At 59.0% G+C, this 15,423-nt stretch carries 15 protein-coding genes; 2 read left to right on the top strand and 13 right to left on the bottom strand.

Going from position 1 to position 15,423, the window contains the following annotated elements:
• Window positions 1–324: 324 nt before the first annotated feature.
• From FQ185_RS12175 to FQ185_RS12215, 9 genes are all read right to left on the bottom strand, one after another.
• On the bottom strand, window positions 325–930 hold the full coding sequence (locus tag FQ185_RS12175) for an START domain-containing protein (RefSeq protein ID WP_149417652.1): 606 nt from the start codon (window positions 928–930) through the stop codon (window positions 325–327).
• 40 nt (window positions 931–970) lie between these two features.
• Complete coding sequence (locus FQ185_RS12180) at window positions 971–1,225, bottom strand: YkgJ family cysteine cluster protein (RefSeq protein ID WP_149417653.1); 255 nt, start codon at window positions 1,223–1,225, stop codon at window positions 971–973.
• 165 nt (window positions 1,226–1,390) lie between these two features.
• Window positions 1,391–1,891, bottom strand: coding sequence for a translation initiation factor 2 (locus FQ185_RS12185; RefSeq protein ID WP_149417654.1), 501 nt, complete (start codon window positions 1,889–1,891; stop codon window positions 1,391–1,393).
• An 89-nt stretch (window positions 1,892–1,980) separates the two neighbouring features.
• Window positions 1,981–3,420, bottom strand: coding sequence for a PLP-dependent aminotransferase family protein (locus FQ185_RS12190; protein WP_149417655.1), 1,440 nt, complete (start codon window positions 3,418–3,420; stop codon window positions 1,981–1,983).
• 201 nt (window positions 3,421–3,621) lie between these two features.
• A complete protein-coding gene (locus FQ185_RS12195; protein WP_149417656.1) occupies window positions 3,622–4,434 on the bottom strand; it encodes an OmpA family protein in 813 nt (270 codons plus the stop codon).
• Window positions 4,431–4,787 (bottom strand): DUF4398 domain-containing protein, encoded by a 357-nt coding sequence (locus FQ185_RS12200; RefSeq protein WP_149417657.1) that lies wholly within the window; start codon window positions 4,785–4,787, stop codon window positions 4,431–4,433. The genes FQ185_RS12195 and FQ185_RS12200 overlap by 4 nt, the downstream gene beginning before the upstream one ends.
• A gap of 9 nt (window positions 4,788–4,796) precedes the next feature.
• Window positions 4,797–5,645, bottom strand: coding sequence for an ABC transporter substrate-binding protein (locus FQ185_RS12205; protein WP_149417658.1), 849 nt, complete (start codon window positions 5,643–5,645; stop codon window positions 4,797–4,799).
• A gap of 80 nt (window positions 5,646–5,725) precedes the next feature.
• Complete coding sequence (locus FQ185_RS12210) at window positions 5,726–6,655, bottom strand: electron transfer flavoprotein subunit alpha/FixB family protein (RefSeq protein ID WP_149417659.1); 930 nt, start codon at window positions 6,653–6,655, stop codon at window positions 5,726–5,728.
• A complete protein-coding gene (locus FQ185_RS12215; RefSeq protein WP_024164570.1) occupies window positions 6,656–7,405 on the bottom strand; it encodes an electron transfer flavoprotein subunit beta/FixA family protein in 750 nt (249 codons plus the stop codon).
• 549 nt (window positions 7,406–7,954) lie between these two features.
• On the opposite strand from FQ185_RS12215, the gene FQ185_RS12220 reads away from it, so the two are divergent.
• Window positions 7,955–9,619, top strand: a complete 1,665-nt coding sequence (locus FQ185_RS12220) for an electron transfer flavoprotein-ubiquinone oxidoreductase (RefSeq protein ID WP_149417660.1) — start codon at window positions 7,955–7,957, stop codon at window positions 9,617–9,619.
• A 140-nt stretch (window positions 9,620–9,759) separates the two neighbouring features.
• Here the strand turns inward: FQ185_RS12220 and FQ185_RS12225 are convergent, their stop codons facing one another.
• Entirely contained in the window at window positions 9,760–10,647 is an 888-nt protein-coding gene (locus FQ185_RS12225) for an AraC family transcriptional regulator (RefSeq protein ID WP_149417661.1), read from the bottom strand.
• 194 nt (window positions 10,648–10,841) lie between these two features.
• Here FQ185_RS12225 and FQ185_RS12230 point away from each other — a divergent pair, with 194 nt between their 5' ends.
• Window positions 10,842–11,894 carry an NAD(P)-dependent alcohol dehydrogenase gene (locus tag FQ185_RS12230; RefSeq protein ID WP_149417662.1) on the top strand — a complete coding sequence of 351 codons (1,053 nt, stop codon included), beginning with the start codon at window positions 10,842–10,844 and terminating at the stop codon, window positions 11,892–11,894.
• Here the strand turns inward: FQ185_RS12230 and FQ185_RS12235 are convergent.
• The 3 genes from FQ185_RS12235 to dgoD all read right to left on the bottom strand — a co-directional run bounded on the left by FQ185_RS12235 (window position 11,891) and on the right by dgoD (window position 15,411).
• Window positions 11,891–12,694, bottom strand: coding sequence for an IclR family transcriptional regulator (locus FQ185_RS12235; protein ID WP_149417663.1), 804 nt, complete (start codon window positions 12,692–12,694; stop codon window positions 11,891–11,893). The two genes, FQ185_RS12230 and FQ185_RS12235, sit on opposite strands and share 4 nt — an antisense overlap.
• Before the next feature lie 60 nt (window positions 12,695–12,754).
• On the bottom strand, window positions 12,755–14,065 hold the full coding sequence (locus tag FQ185_RS12240; RefSeq protein WP_149417664.1) for an MFS transporter: 1,311 nt from the start codon (window positions 14,063–14,065) through the stop codon (window positions 12,755–12,757).
• Window positions 14,066–14,262: 197 nt separating this feature from the next.
• Entirely contained in the window at window positions 14,263–15,411 is a 1,149-nt protein-coding gene (gene dgoD / locus FQ185_RS12245) for a galactonate dehydratase (protein ID WP_008152275.1), read from the bottom strand.
• Window positions 15,412–15,423: the final 12 nt, after the last annotated feature.

Below are 15,423 nucleotides of genomic sequence, written 5' to 3' on the forward strand. Positions count from 1 at the left end.
TCCCCGGCGACATTCCCACGCAGAGCATGGGAACGATCAAAAGCTGCGAACACCTGCTTCCCACCACTCATCAGGCCGAGCGCAGGTTCTGCGCAGTGGGCAACCCGGCATGGATGCCGGGTAACCGCCGCCGGCCATGGATGGCCGATGGCGGCGGCCCACGGAGCAGGACCGGAGCGAGGGCATGCCGAGTCACAGCGAGGCACCGAACGAAAGGAGCAAGAGCCCTTGCTTACTTGGGGCTTTCCCAAGTGACCCGCTGTAAGAGCGGAACCGCCAGCCGTTACTACCGCAGAAACGGATATGCCCCCATCAACACCGCATTTACTTCTCAGCCCGTTCCTTCAGGGCTTTCAAAGTATTAAACGGCGCATCAACCACAAACTTGTTGGCAACCATCGACGGAATGCTACCGCCCGGCTCGGTGTGCAACTGATAGGTCACTTCGACCTGATCACCCTTGGGCACGAATTTCCAGAAACCATCAACCTTGGTAACCCGCACAAAGCCTTTTTCTTCAGGAAGGTACTTCGGTACGCCTTCAAGCTTGCGAGTCAGACTGCCATCGGCGCCTTCAACGGTAGTGACGTGCAGCACCGAATCACGCGGGGTGACGGGCCATGGCGTATTGAACTGGGTATAGGTCCAACTCTGGTCGCCTTCGTGCTTGAGCAGCTTTTGGGTTTTGCATTCGTGAATCCAGACGCAAGCACCTGGCACGTCTTCCTGCAATGCGCGCAGTTTTGCCATGGTGGTCTTCATCAACGTGACACCCTGGTAGGCCTTGTAATCGGAGCCAGCCACTTCACTCAGGGAGACCTTGATGCCGTCTTCGTTCTTGGCAACTTTCCAGTCTTCGGCCTGGGCAACCGAAGTGGCCAGCACAGCCGTCAAACCACACAGCACAGCAACACGATGCAGCGAACCCATAGTCTTATTCCTTATTGTTGAAGTTCCGTTTTCCAACACATCACGCCGCTGTCATTTGCTCCCACCATCCCAGCAATTTGATCGCTTCATCATTGCTGTTTCCGCACACCTGGATGTCGGCTTCGAACGCTGAGCACACTGCCGGACGTTCCGGTTTGCCGAAAATATTGCACAGGTTTTCGACAGAAAGTTGTACGCAGCGCTCTCCGGCGGCTTTGCCATCAGGCATGCCGGGTATTGCTGAACTGATGGAAGGGGCAATGCAACAGGCGCCACAGCCTTCACGGCATTTCATGACGACGAGCTCCTCGCGACGGGCGATGTGTTAAAGGACGTGGCACAGAGTAACCGCTAAAACAGTTGTTTTAAATTGCCTGGACCCGGGTTTTTTCGCTCAAACGAGCGTGACTGACCAGTCTCCGACAAAGCGTCTGGCCGGCAGGTCACGGAGGGGAAGGAATTATCGCTTGAATTCGAATTCCAGCGCTGCACCTTCGACTTCATGGCGCTCTTCATTGCGCAGTTGTAGCTGCATTTCATTGCTGATCAGCCGTCCGTTGAGTTGAAACGGAGAACTGCCGGCCTTGTCACCGAACATTTGCGGCAACACGGCATCGTGCCGGGGCAACGGGACCGTACCGACCGGTTTCAGCTCCTCGGCCATGTGCTCGGGCAGGCTCAAATCCAGGTCGGCCGAAGGAAGCTTGGTTTTCACCACTTCGCTGGCAGGTTTGGATTTGGAAGCAATCGGCGGTCGTTTTTTCAGCGTGGCCGGTTTCTTTTTGACCGACGCGGCTTTCTTGGCGGGTGCCGGTTTTTTTGCGGTAGCACTGGCGGTCGTTTTTTTCGAAGCAGCGCTGGCGGCCGGTTTTTCCTGAACGGAAGCCGCCATAACGCCTTCGGCGTGAAAGCTCATCAACAGGGAGATCGACAGCCAGATGGCAGGAAAAATAGCTTTCATGGACCCAACAGCGCTAACGGCAGAGGGCCATATGCTCGCCTGTTGCACGCGACAAGACAAGCTCGGACAGGAATAACCTGTCCACTCTGTCAAAAGCCGCCGACCATCTCCTGGCAGAGCTGTGTGGCGAGCATGCCCAAGGTCATCAATGCACGCTCCGCTTCACGGTTCCAGGGTATGCCGCAGTTCAGGCGAATGCAGTGATTAAACTGCTCGGTGTTACTGAAAATCAGCCCCGGCGCGATACTTATTCCTTGCTGCAAGGCCCGAACGTGGAGCTCCTGAGTGTTCACCCGCCCAGGCAGACTCACCCACAGAATGAAGCCGCCGGTAGGCCGGGTCATCTGCGTGCCTTCGGGAAAATACTGCTGCACCGCCAACTGGAAGGCGCTGAGGTTCTTGCGGTATTCCTGACGGATGTAGCGCAAATGCCGGTCGTAACCGCCATTTTCCAGATAGGCCGCAATGCCCATTTGTGTGACGCTGCAAGCCGAATGCGTACTGAACGTCTGCAAACGCTGGATTTCCTGCTGGTACTTGCCGGCAATCATCCAGCCGATCCGTACACCCGGAGACAGGGTTTTGGAGAAGCTCGAGCAGTAGATCACCCGATCCAGCCGGTCGTAGGCTTTGAGCGCTTTGGTGCGACCTTGCTCGAACATCAGTTCGCCGTAGATATCGTCTTCGACAATCTGGATATCGAAATCCGAGGCCAGCCGCAGCAGTTGTTTTTGCCGCTCTTCAGGCATGGTGCCGCCCAACGGGTTGCTCAGGCGAGTGGTCAGCACCAGCGCCTTGATCGACCATTGGTTGGCTGCCAGTTGCAGGGCTTCGAGGCTCATGCCGGTGGCCGGATCGCTGGGAATCTCGATGACCTTGAGCCCCAGCAAATCAGCCAGTTGCAGCAAACCGTAGTAGGTCGGCGACTCGGCAGCGATCAAGTCGCCCGGCCGGGTCAGCACACGCAGCGACATCTGCAAGGCATCGACGCAGCCGTGGGTAATCACCACTTCCGACGGATCGACCACCACGCCGGCATCACGCATGCGAATCGCCACTTGCCGACGCAACGGTTCGAACCCCGGGCTGAACATGTAGCTGAACGCCCGCGGGCTATGGAATCGGGTGACTTTGGCCAGTTGCTGATGCAGCGCCCGCACCGGCAGATAATCGACACTTGGCACCGCCGCGCCTAAAGGGAAAACACCTTCGCGACGGGATTCGACCAAGACTTGTTGAATGATGCTGCTGCGGGTGACCAGACCGGGACGCTCGACCCGGGCAATGTCAGGCGTGGGCGCTGTCAGAGCCGGCGTCTGGTGCACGTAGTAACCCGACTGCGGCCGGGCACGGATCAGGCCCTGATCTTCGAGATTGGCGTACGCCTGCAACACAGTCGCGTGGCTGACGTTGAGTTGCGAGCTCATCTTGCGCACCGAAGGCACGCGCTCCCCCGGCTGATAAACCCCTCGGCGGATGTCTTCGGCCAGTTGCTGAGCAATACGTTGGTAGAGCAAGAGATTGGTCATGACGCAGCACTCGATATCACGGGCATTTTATTCTTGTGTGAAACAATACCGGAACAGTTTAGAAGTGTACTGGGACAGTTGCCACAATAGTCGACTGTACAGTGCAGTGTCAGCAAAAACTGTACTGTTTTGTCAGGCAATTTACAGGCGAAAAAAAACCCGGCACTGCTGAGCAGGCCGGGTTTTCCAGTGACGCAGCCCTTAGCGGGCGGCGCCGAGCTGGCCTTTTTCGTCGGAGAACACAATTTCTACCCGACGGTTCTGCGCACGTCCCCGTTCGGAAGCGTTCACATCCACCGGGTATTCATCGCCATAACCTTCAACCTGGATGCGTTTGTCCTCGATGCCCAGATCCATCAGCACATTCGCCACCGATTGCGCACGGTCACGGGACAGCTTGAGGTTTTCCTGCTTGCCGCCAGTACTGTCGGCGTAACCTTCGATACGCACCACACGCTTGGGGTTGAGCTGCAGGAACTGCACGATCTTCAGCACCACGCGGTTCGCCGAGCTTTTCAACTCTGCTTCACCGGTATCGAACAGTACGTCGCCCAGCGTCATCACCAGACCACGGTCAGTCTGAGTGGTGGCCAGCGCGACAATCTGTTCTTCGAGCCACTTGCCCTGCTGCTGCACACTGAGGAGTTTGGATTCGCGCAGGGCCAGTTGCAGGCGCTGACGTTCCAGTTCAAGCTTCGCCGCACGTTCTTCGTTGAGCACCTGATTGGTGTGCTCCCGAGCAATTTCGCTGTAGCGCTGACTCAGGTAAGCGTAATGCAGCACGTCCGAACCGCTGCCCCAGTAGCTGGAGAGACGATCGGCGCGAGCCAGCGACTCACCGGCGCGGATCACATCCTTGGGCGCGATGCGCAACACGTTGGAGTCTTCCTTGACCTTCTGGAAGTCGGTACCGGCCTGCTGCAATGCGGCCTCGCTGTGTTGGCCGGCGCAGCCATAAAGGCCTGCACAACCCACCAGGATCAAACCACCGAGTGCTTTGGTCTTGAGGCTCATTGGGCATCCCCCAGTTGCTTGCGCAGGCGAGTGATGCGGGTATTGAGCACGTTCAACTGCTCCTCGCTCTTGAGGGTCAGGACCCGGGCTTCGGCCAGACGCGCGTCCAGCTCGGCCTGCTCGGCCCGCATGCGCGCATGCTTGTAGGACTGATCGGTCATGTCGCCCTGGGCGCGGGCAAACTTGTCTTCGGCCAGTTTCAGTTCCGGCACATCGGCGGCGGTGGCGCCCACGGCTTTGGCTTGTACGAGTGCTTGCTCGGTCAGGCGAATTTGTTCATTCGGCGCCGGATCGGCTGCACAACCCGCCAGAGCCAGAACGGCCAGGGCAGCGAAAAGAGGTCGAATACTCACTAAAAATCCCTACTGTTTTGGGGTACTGACAGGTTGTTGCTGCGGTTGCTGCTGCACTTGCGAGAGTTGCGCCTTCCAACGTTCGACATTGCGCAGCAGCACGGCTTCCGTCAGTCCGGACGCGGGCAATTCTGTCATCTTTTTGGCCAGCTGTCCGCGCAACCACGGATCGTTGCAGGCGGAGTTATGGGAAACCGCGAGGAACAGGCCGGGTTTGTCGACGGGTTGTGGACGTGCGACAAGGTCGTTGGCCATGCTCAGTGTCTGCGCCATCGCCAAGCCTGCGTAGCGTCCGGCCAGGACAAATTCCACTTCGCCCAAGAGCAATTTCTGAAAGGCCTGGGTCAGGTTGGGGGTACGCGTGAGGGTCAATTGCTGTTCGGCGAAAGTGCCGAATGCCGGGGTCAATCGAGCCTTTTCCGACAATGCGCCGCGATGACCGTGCAGGTCTGGCGCTTCGTTGTAGATCAATGGCGAATCTTTTCGGGTCCAGACCAGGTAATCGTTTTCCAGCAGCGGTGGATGAATGTAATCCAGGGATTCCAGACCACTGACCGTCAACGGCGCATCGGCCAGCATGTCCATGCGTCCGCTGCGCACTTCGTCAAGGGCCTTGGAACGTTTGCCGGCATACAGCAGCTCGACGTTGATCCCCAACTCCCCCGCTACTTGCTGCAACAAGTCGGCACTGGCGCCAATCAGGTGCTTGGGGTTTTGCGGGTCTTGCCACAGGTACGGTGGCGCATCCGGACTGCCGGTCACCACCAGGCGTTCGCACTTGCCTGCGGCGACGGACAGTCCTGGCGACACCGTCAGCCCCAGCAGTAATGACCAGCCACACACGCGGCGCAGATCCATGGCGACACTCTCCCACTCAAATCCGGAACAAAAAAAAGCCCGACCAAAAGGTCGGGCTCTTTATAAGTCAGGCCGCTGGATTAGACCAGCTTCTCAAACTCAGGGATTGCTTCGAACAAGTCCGCCACCAGGCCGTAATCGGCCACCTGGAAGATCGGCGCTTCTTCGTCCTTGTTGATCGCAACGATCACTTTGGAGTCTTTCATGCCGGCCAGGTGCTGGATCGCGCCGGAGATACCAACCGCGATGTACAGCTGTGGCGCAACGATCTTGCCGGTCTGACCGACCTGCATGTCGTTGGGGACGAAACCTGCGTCGACCGCGGCGCGGGAAGCACCGACGGCAGCGCCCAGCTTATCAGCCAGGGCGTACAGGTGTTTGAAGTTGTCGCCGTTCTGCATGCCGCGACCGCCGGAAACGACGATCTTGGCAGCGGTCAGTTCCGGACGATCGGACTTGGCCAGTTCTTCGCCAACGAAGCTGGAAATGCCAGCGTCGTGAGCAGCGGCAACGGCTTCAACCGAAGCCGAACCACCTTCAGCAGACACCGGGTCGAAACCGGTGGCACGCACGGTGATCACTTTAACCGCAGCGTTCGATTGAACGGTAGCGATGGCGTTACCGGCGTAGATCGGGCGCTTGAAGGTGTCAGCGCTTTCCACCGAGATAATCTCGGAGATCTGGTCAACGTCCAGCTGTGCGGCAACGCGCGGCAGGATGTTTTTGCCATTGGAGGTAGCGGCAGCCAGGATGTGGCTGTAGCCCTTGCCCAACTCGGCAACCAGAGGAGCAACGTTCTCCGGCAGTTGGTGAGCATAAGCGGCGCTGTCGGCCAGCAGCACTTTGGCCACACCAGCGATTTTCGCAGCGGCTTCAGCCACGGCGCCAGCGCCCTGACCTGCAACCAGAACGTGGATATCACCGCCGATCTTGGCAGCAGCAGCCACAGTGTTCAGCGTGGCCGGAGCCAGCACTTTGTTGTCGTGTTCAGCAATAACCAAGATAGTCATTTAGATTACCTTCGCTTCGTTCTTGAGTTTTTCAACCAGTTCAGCCACCGACTTGACCTTGATACCCGCGCTGCGTGCAGCTGGCGCTTCGACTTTCACGGTCTTGTTGGTGGAGGCGGTGGAAACGCCCAAAGCGTCCGGAGTCAGCACTTCGAGAGGCTTCTTCTTGGCTTTCATGATGTTTGGCAGGGACGCGTAGCGCGGCTCGTTCAAACGCAGGTCGGTGGTGACGATGGCCGGCAGTTTCAGGGAAACCGTCTGCGCGCCGCCGTCGACTTCGCGAGTCACGGCAACGCTGTCGCCGCTGATTTCGACTTTCGACGCGAACGTGCCCTGACCGTAGCCGCTCAATGCCGCGAGCATCTGGCCAGTCTGGTTGTTGTCGCTGTCGATAGCTTGTTTGCCAAGGATCACCAGCTGAGGCTGTTCCTTGTCGACAACAGCCTTGAGCAGCTTGGCAACGGCCAGCGAAGTCAGATCTTCAGCGGATTCGACGAGGATGGCGCGGTCGGCACCCAGAGCCAGCGCGGTGCGCAGTTGCTCTTGAGCGGTGGACGGGCCGATGGAGACGACGACGATTTCAGTCGCAACACCTTTCTCTTTCAGGCGTACGGCTTCTTCCACTGCGATTTCGCAGAACGGGTTCATCGACATCTTGACGTTGGCGAGGTCGACGCCGGAATTGTCCGCCTTGACGCGAACCTTGACGTTGTAATCCACAACGCGTTTGACAGCTACAAGAACCTTCATGGATTCCTCGTTACTCTCCGGTGAAAAGAAAGTCGCCTAGGCGAACCTGGCGGTTGATGCTCATCGGGCGCAAGGGCACCTCTAAAAACGCCGGCATATGTGTCAAGTGACCATCGCTCACGATGCTCATGACCGTTCGTCAGTGGCGACCAACGAGTCATTCAATATCGCTGCGTGTAAACTGCGCGCCAAACCCGCGCTGCGCATCACCTTGTACTGCCATCGCCCTGTCTTTAGAGGTGCTCTTGAAACCAACAGTCAGCCTACGGCGAGCGCAAAACCGCCCGTATCTTGACCGGAACACCTATTCCGGTCAATACGGCAAAATGGCCAGTCATAAGCCGCGTGACTTTGATTTCTCTGGCTTTGAGCCGATTCAAACAAACGTTTGTATTGGACGCTAGGAGTGGTGTAGATATAATGCGCCACCTTAGAGAGAAAGGTGGGTTCATCGATTGTCCTTTTCCTGCATTGCGCAGGAATTCATGGATGCGACACCAAACCTCCAATTAGAAAAAAAACTGTTGAGCCTTGAGTAGGAGATAACCTGTGGAACGCGAATACATGGAATTCGACGTGGTCATCGTCGGTGCCGGCCCCGCTGGTCTTTCCGCCGCCTGCCGCTTGAAGCAAAAGGCCGCCGAAGCCGGTAAGGAAATCAGCGTCTGCGTGGTCGAAAAAGGCTCCGAAGTCGGTGCTCACATTCTTTCAGGGGCGGTGTTCGAACCTCGCGCCCTGAACGAATTGTTCCCGGACTGGAAAGAACTCGGCGCGCCGCTGCACACGCCGGTCACCCGCGACGACATTTTCGTCCTCAAGAACGCCGACAGCGCGCAGAAAATTCCTGACCTCTTTGTGCCCAAGACCATGCACAACGAAGGCAACTACATCATATCCCTGGGCAACCTGTGCCGCTGGCTGGCTCAGCAGGCCGAAAACCTGGGCGTAGAAATCTACCCAGGCTTCGCCGCCCAGGAAGCGCTGTTCGACGAGAATGGTGTGGTTCGCGGGATCATCACCGGCGATCTGGGCGTTGACCGCGAAGGCAACCCGAAAGAAGGCCTGTACACCCCAGGCATGGAACTGCGTGCCAAGTACACGCTGTTCGCCGAAGGTTGCCGCGGCCACATCGGCAAGCAGCTGATCAAGCGCTTCAACCTCGACAGCGATACCGACGCCCAGCACTACGGCATCGGCCTGAAAGAAATCTGGGAAATCGACCCGGCCAAGCATCAACCAGGCCTGGTGGTCCACACCGCCGGTTGGCCGCTGGACATCATGGGCACCGAGAACACCGGTGGCTCGTTCCTCTATCACCTGGAAAACAACCAGGTGGTGGTCGGTCTGATCGTTGACCTGTCCTACAGCAACACTTACCTGTCGCCGTTCGACGAGTTCCAGCGCCTAAAGCATCACCCGGTGCTCAAGCAGTACCTGGAAGGCGGCAAGCGCATCAGCTACGGCGCTCGCGCCATCTGCAAAGGTGGCCTGAACTCGCTGCCGAAAATGGTCTTCAAGGGCGGCGCGCTGATCGGTTGCGACCTCGGCACCCTGAACTTCGCCAAGATCAAAGGCAGCCACACCGCCATGAAGTCCGGCATGCTCGCCGCTGAATCCGTGGCCGAGGCGCTGTTCGCTGAAAAGGACGGCACCGAAGAGCTGACCACCTACGTCGACGCGTTCAAGAAGAGCTGGCTCTATGACGAACTGTTCGCCAGCCGCAACTTCGGCCCGGCGATCCACAAGTTCGGCGCCATCGTCGGCGGCGGTTTCAACTGGCTCGACCAGAACATCTTCGGCGGCAAACTGCCGTTCACCTTGCACGACACCAAGCCGGATTACGCTTGCCTCAAGCTTGCGGCCGACTGCAAGAAGATCGACTACCCGAAACCGGACGGCAAGATCAGCTTCGACAAACTCAGCTCGGTGTTCATCTCGGGTACCAACCATGAAGAAGAGCAGCCGTGCCACCTGAAGCTGACCGATCCGAGCATCCCGATTGCCAAGAACCTGCCGCTGTACGATGAGCCTGCCCAGCGTTACTGCCCGGCCGGCGTGTACGAAGTGGTGACCAAGGAAGACGGCGAGAAGCGCTTCCAGATCAACGCCCAGAACTGCGTTCACTGCAAGACCTGCGACATCAAGGACCCTGCACAGAACATCACCTGGGTGGCGCCGGAAGGCTCTGGCGGCCCGACTTACCCGAACATGTAAGTCGAATGCCTGAACATCGAGGCTCCCGAATGGGGGCCTTTTTGTTGCCCGCCATTTACTCCACACCACAATCCCCCTGTAGGAGTGAGCCTGCTCGCGATTGCGGTAGGCTCACTCCTACAGGGGGGATCATCGCCAACTTAAGCGGCGCGTTCGTCACCGGGATTACGTTCGAAGTAGCGCTTGTACTCGCGACTGAACTGCGACGTACTTTGATACCCGACCCGATGCGCCACCTGCGCCACGCCCAGCCCCTCGGCAAGCAACAACTGCTGCGCCTTGAGCAAGCGCAAGCGCTTCAAGTACTGCACCGGCGACAACAAGGTGCTGCGCTTGAAATGCTCATGAAACGTCGATGCACTCATGTTCGCGCAGCTGGCCAGCGTCTCCACATTCAATGGCTCGGTGAAATGCCCGTGCAAATGATTGAGCGAGGCGGCTATCCGGGCGAACTGCCCCTGCTGTTCCACCAATGCGCGCAACACATCAGCCTGCGGCCCCCGCAATGCCACGAACAACAACTCACGCAACCGCGCCTGCCCCATGACCTGGCATTCCAGCGGATCGTGCAGACAGCGCAACAACCGTTCAACACAACCGCGCATCCCGTCATCGAGCACTGCCGAGGTCATGGACTCCGGCGTCTGCGCAGGAATATTGCGCCCCGGCACCAGCCCCATGGCCAACACCAGCTCACCAAGCAACACCCGGTCGATGGCGATGGAAACCCCCAACATCGGCCCATCCGGCGCCGAAAACGTTTCACACTCAAAAGGCACCGGCAATGCCTGAATCAGATAGTGCCCCGCGCCATATTCCAGCGTTCGCGCCCCCAGATACGCGAGTTTGCTGCCTTGGGCGATGATCACCAGGCTCGGCTCGTAAATCTGCGGGCCACGGGCCACGTCGCAACTGGCGCGCAGCACCTGCACGCCTGGCAACGCCGTGGGGGCGAAACCGTCGCGCGTGGTCAGTGGCTGGATCAGTGAAACGAGGGTGGCATTGGCATCGAGATGACGGGTCAGCATGGGGAGCTCTTCACAGCAAAAAAGTCGCAGAAATCGGGATGAAAGCATCATCGCAGGTCTGATGGCGCATTTGATCAATCGAAAGCTGATACCGGAGGATTAGGCATGACACCCGGAGGAATCGCCATCGCCGGTGATCGATGCGGCGCCCAGAATGGCCCACCTCACCTGTCACTGCTTTTGCGAGGTTCCTCATGTACACCGCCATCGGTTATGCCGCCCAGTCAGCCACCACTCCCCTCGCCCCCGTGAAATTCGAACGCCGCAGCCCTCGGGCCGACGACGTTGCGATCGATATTCTCTACTGCGGCGTCTGCCATTCCGACATCCATCAGGCACGCAACGAGTGGGGCATTGCCGTTTACCCGCTGATGCCCGGCCACGAGATCGTAGGCAAAGTTACCGCCGTTGGTGCGAACGTCACCCAGCACAAAGTCGGCGATCTGGTTGGCGTCGGCTGCATGGTTGATTCGTGCCGCAGTTGCGAAGCCTGCCAATCGAACCTCGAGCAATACTGCCTCGAAGGTCCGACCATGACCTACGCCACCCCGGACCGGGTTGATGGCAGCAACACCATGGGCGGCTATTCCGACAGCATCGTGGTCAGCGAACACTTCGTTGTGCGCATCCCGGAAAAACTCGACTTGGCCAGCGCCGCGCCGATCCTCTGCGCCGGCATCACCACCTATTCGCCGCTCAAGCACTACGGCGTCAAGGCTGGCGACAAGGTCGGGATTCTCGGCATGGGCGGCCTCGGCCACATGGGCATCAAGTTCGCCAAGGCGATGGGCGCTGAAGTCACGCTGTTCACCCGCTCGGCGAGCAAGGCTGAAGAAGGTCGTCGCCAAGGTGCGGACCACGTGATCGTGTCCACCGATGCCGAACAGATGAAGGCCGCGGCAGGACATTTCGACTTCCTGCTGGACACCATTCCGGTGCAGCACGACCTCAATCCCTACCTCGATACGTTGCGTTTCGACGGCGTGCATATTCTGGTGGGCCTGATCGAACCGGTCGATCCACCGGTCCACGCCGGCAAACTGGTGATGAGCCGTCGCGTATTGGCTGGCTCGCTGATCGGCGGCATCGCAGAAACCCAGGAAGTGCTGGATTTCTGCGCCGAGCACAACATCACCTGCGATATCGAAATGCTCGACATCCGCCAGATCAACGAAGCGTTCACCCGCATGATTGCCGGTGACGTGAAGTATCGCTTCGTGATCGACATGGCGACGCTGAAGGTCTAAACCTTAGCGCCGAGCTCTGCCGAGAGCCGAGCCGTGACCCCTTTGATCAAGGGAATCAGCTCGGCCATTTTCTCCAGCGGCATGTAAGGCACGGTGCTGGCGATGCTGATGCCGGCGACGATGCGCTTGCTGGCATCGCGGATCGGCGCCGCCACGCAGCGGATCGACGGTTCATTGTCTTCCAGATCGAAGGCGTAACCGCCCGCCACGTACTCGACCATGCGCTGCTGAAACTGCTCCCAGGACTGCTCCGGGTGCTGCGGCCAAAACTGATTTTTCCCACCGGCCGGCAGGCTGACTTCGTATAGCCGTTTCCAGTCTTCCTGCAAGTCATCAAGCATCAACGCCTTGCCGATCCCGGTGCGCGCCAATGGCATGCGATGACCGACCCGCGAGCGCATTTCCGGGCCATTGCGCCCCGGATTCTTGTGCAGGTACAGCACCTCGTCACCCTCGCGAATCGCCAGGTGAATGGTGTCGCCGGTCAACGCCGACAACTCATCCAGATATGGCCCGGCCAGGGTCACCAGCGGCAGTTCTTCCCGCGCCTGGAAACCCAGCTCGATCAACTTCGGCCCCAGCAAATAACCGACTTGCGGCACCACCCGCAGATAACGCTCGTCCACCAGGCAACTGGCCAGACGATGCGTGGTGCTGCGCGTCGTGCCAATCAGCCGGGCGATTTCCTTGAGATCACGGGCGCCACTGGCCACGGCTTGAACCACACCCAAACCACGAAGCAGTGTCTGGGTGCCGGTCGGCGCGGCGTCCTTGGCGATTTTTGGGGCGTCTTCCTGCATATCCAGCCTTTACCGTTGAGCGAGTGAACGGGCGGCATTATGGTCGCCCGAATGCCGCCACTACAACTTGATACGCTCGACTTTGCCGACCAGCAAGATGTAGGAAAGCGCGCCAATCAACGCCAGAACCGAGATATAGGTAATCGCCGGGGCGAACGAATCACCGGTAGCCAGGAAACCGATGACAATCGGCGTGGTAATCGCCGACAGGTTGCCGATGAAGTTAAACACCCCACCGGTCAATCCGAGCAATCGCGCCGGGGCCAACGTTGACACCAGCGACCAGGTGATCGAAGCCAACCCGTTACCGAAGAACGCCAACGCGAGGAAGGCAATCACCAGCGGTGTCGACTCGACGAAGTTGGCGCCGATGATCGAAGTGGAAATCAGCAGGCCACCAATGATCGGCAACTTGCGGGCGAAACCCACGGTGTAACCGCGGCGGATCAACCAGTCGGAGAAGAACCCGGAACAGAGCACACCGACGAAGGCGGCGAGAAATGGCAGCGACGCCAACAGGCCGGACTTGATGAAGTCCATGCCGCGATATTTCACCAGATAGGTCGGGAACCACGTCAGAAAAAACCACAACGTCGAGTTGAGGCAGAACTGGCCGAGGTAAATACCCCATAACTTACGTTTGGTCAGCACGATGCCAAGGTCGGTCCAGCTGAATTTGGCTTTGACTTTGGCTTGTTCAGCCTGGATATCCACCAACCCGCCGCCCTCGCGGATCAGCTCGATTTCAGCGTCATTGGCGCCTTTGAAATCCCGTGGCTCGCGATATACCGCGTACCAGATCACCGCCCAGAGAATGCCCACCGCACCGGTGCTGACAAACACCATGTGCCAGCCATATTGATGCTGCAGCCAGGCCAGTACCGGTGTCAGGAACGCCAGACCGACGAACTGCCCGGAGGTGTAGAAACCGATGGCCGTGGCGCGCTCGCGCTCAGGGAACCAGGTGGTGACCACGCGGCTGTTGATCGGGTACGCCGGCGCTTCCAGGGCACCGACCGCCATGCGCAATACGAACAGTGCGATGAAGCTGGCGGCGAAGCCGAGCATTACCGTGGCGATCGACCACAGCAGCAACGCAACGCTGTAGAGGATGCGCGGAGGGACCCGGTCCACCAGCCATCCGCCGGGGATCTGCATGGCGGCGTAGGTCCAGCCGAACGCGGAGAAAATCAGCCCGACATGGATCGGATCGATGCCCAGTTCGCTGGTCAGCGCCGGGGCGGCGATGGACAGGTTGCTGCGGTCCAGATAGTTGATCACCACGGTGATAAACAGCAGGACCATGATGAAAAAACGCTTGCGGCTGGGCGTCACCAACGACGCCTGCCCGGTTAGGGTTTGCGGTTGCATGAGGAGTGCCTCTTCTTATGTTTATTGAGGTCGATGTGAAATCGGGGTTGCCGCAAATCTCCTTTTCCATGGAGATCAAACTGTGGGAGCCAGCCTGCTGGCGATAGCGGAGTGTCAGTCACCAAGCATGCTGGGGGTGCCGACCAAATCGCCAGCAGGCTGGTTCCCACAGGGATTTGCGGTGGGTCAGCGGGAACTCACCACTCGGCAAAACTGCCATCGGCATGACGCCAGATCGGGTTACGCCAGCGGTGGCCGACGGCCGCACGCTCGATCACATATTCCTCGTTGATCTCGATCCCAAGGCCCGGGCCGTTGGGGATTTTCACGAAGCCTTTGTCGTAATCGAACACCCGCGGATCTTTCACATAATCGAGCAGGTCATTGCTCTCGTTGTAGTGGATGCCCAGGCTCTGTTCCTGGATGAACGCGTTGTAGCAAACCGCATCCAGTTGCAGGCACGCCGCCAACGCGATCGGGCCCAACGGACAATGCAGCGCCAACGCCACGTCGTAGGCTTCGGCCATGTTGGCGATCTTGCGGGTTTCGGTGATGCCGCCTGCGTGGGAAGCATCGGGCTGGATGATGTCGACGTAACCTTCGCTGAGCACGCGCTTGAAATCCCAGCGCGAGAACAACCGCTCACCGAGGGCAATCGGGGTGCTGGTCAGCGGCGCCAGTTCCTTCAGCGCTTCGTAGTTTTCGCTGAGCACCGGCTCTTCGATGAACATCAGTTTGTACGGGTCGAGTTCCTTCATCAGCACCTTGGCCATGGGCTTGTGCACCCGGCCATGGAAGTCCACGCCAATGCCGACGTTCGGCCCCACCGCATCACGCACGGCGGCGACGTTGGCCAGGGCCAGGTCGACTTTCTCAAAGGAATCGAGGAATTGCAGCTCTTCGGTGCCGTTCATTTTCACCGCGGTAAACCCACGCTCGACCGCTTCCTTCGCTGCGCGAGCGGTGTCCGCCGGACGATCGCCGCCGATCCATGAATAGACGCGAATCTTGTCGCGCACCTGACCGCCCAACAAATCACTGACCGACACCCCCAGGGCCTTGCCTTTGATGTCCCACAACGCCTGATCAATACCGGCCAGCGCACTCATGTGGATCGCGCCGCCGCGGTAGAAGCCACCGCGATAGAGCACGGTCCAGATGTCTTCGATGTTGCGTGGGTCTTTGCCGATCAGGTAGTCGGACAATTCTTCAACGGCGGCAGCGACGGTGTGTGCGCGGCCTTCGACCACAGGCTCGCCCCAGCCGGTCACGCCTTCGTCGGTTTCGACCTTGAGGAAGCACCAGCGCGGCGGAACGATGAAGGTGGTCAGTTTGGTGATTTTCATCTTGTTGTCTCT

Origin of the sequence: Pseudomonas sp. ANT_H12B (assembly GCF_008369325.1) — a bacterium.
In the GTDB taxonomy this organism is placed as follows: domain Bacteria; phylum Pseudomonadota; class Gammaproteobacteria; order Pseudomonadales; family Pseudomonadaceae; genus Aquipseudomonas.

Excerpts from the sequence above, each read along its gene's own strand:
- FQ185_RS12175 (WP_149417652.1), bottom strand. The coding sequence starts at position 930 with ATGGGTTCGCTGCATCGTGTTGCTGTGCTGTGTGGTTTGACGGCTGTG.
- FQ185_RS12180 (WP_149417653.1), bottom strand. The coding sequence starts at position 1,225 with ATGAAATGCCGTGAAGGCTGTGGCGCCTGTTGCATTGCCCCTTCCATC.
- FQ185_RS12185 (WP_149417654.1), bottom strand. The coding sequence starts at position 1,891 with ATGAAAGCTATTTTTCCTGCCATCTGGCTGTCGATCTCCCTGTTGATG.
- FQ185_RS12190 (WP_149417655.1), bottom strand. The coding sequence starts at position 3,420 with ATGACCAATCTCTTGCTCTACCAACGTATTGCTCAGCAACTGGCCGAA.
- FQ185_RS12195 (WP_149417656.1), bottom strand. The coding sequence starts at position 4,434 with ATGAGCCTCAAGACCAAAGCACTCGGTGGTTTGATCCTGGTGGGTTGT.
- FQ185_RS12205 (WP_149417658.1), bottom strand. The coding sequence starts at position 5,645 with ATGGATCTGCGCCGCGTGTGTGGCTGGTCATTACTGCTGGGGCTGACG.
- FQ185_RS12210 (WP_149417659.1), bottom strand. The coding sequence starts at position 6,655 with ATGACTATCTTGGTTATTGCTGAACACGACAACAAAGTGCTGGCTCCG.
- FQ185_RS12215 (WP_024164570.1), bottom strand. The coding sequence starts at position 7,405 with ATGAAGGTTCTTGTAGCTGTCAAACGCGTTGTGGATTACAACGTCAAG.
- FQ185_RS12225 (WP_149417661.1), bottom strand. The coding sequence starts at position 10,647 with ATGCTGACCCGTCATCTCGATGCCAATGCCACCCTCGTTTCACTGATC.
- FQ185_RS12230 (WP_149417662.1), top strand. The coding sequence starts at position 10,842 with ATGTACACCGCCATCGGTTATGCCGCCCAGTCAGCCACCACTCCCCTC.
- FQ185_RS12235 (WP_149417663.1), bottom strand. The coding sequence starts at position 12,694 with ATGCAGGAAGACGCCCCAAAAATCGCCAAGGACGCCGCGCCGACCGGC.
- FQ185_RS12240 (WP_149417664.1), bottom strand. The coding sequence starts at position 14,065 with ATGCAACCGCAAACCCTAACCGGGCAGGCGTCGTTGGTGACGCCCAGC.
- dgoD (WP_008152275.1), bottom strand. The coding sequence starts at position 15,411 with ATGAAAATCACCAAACTGACCACCTTCATCGTTCCGCCGCGCTGGTGC.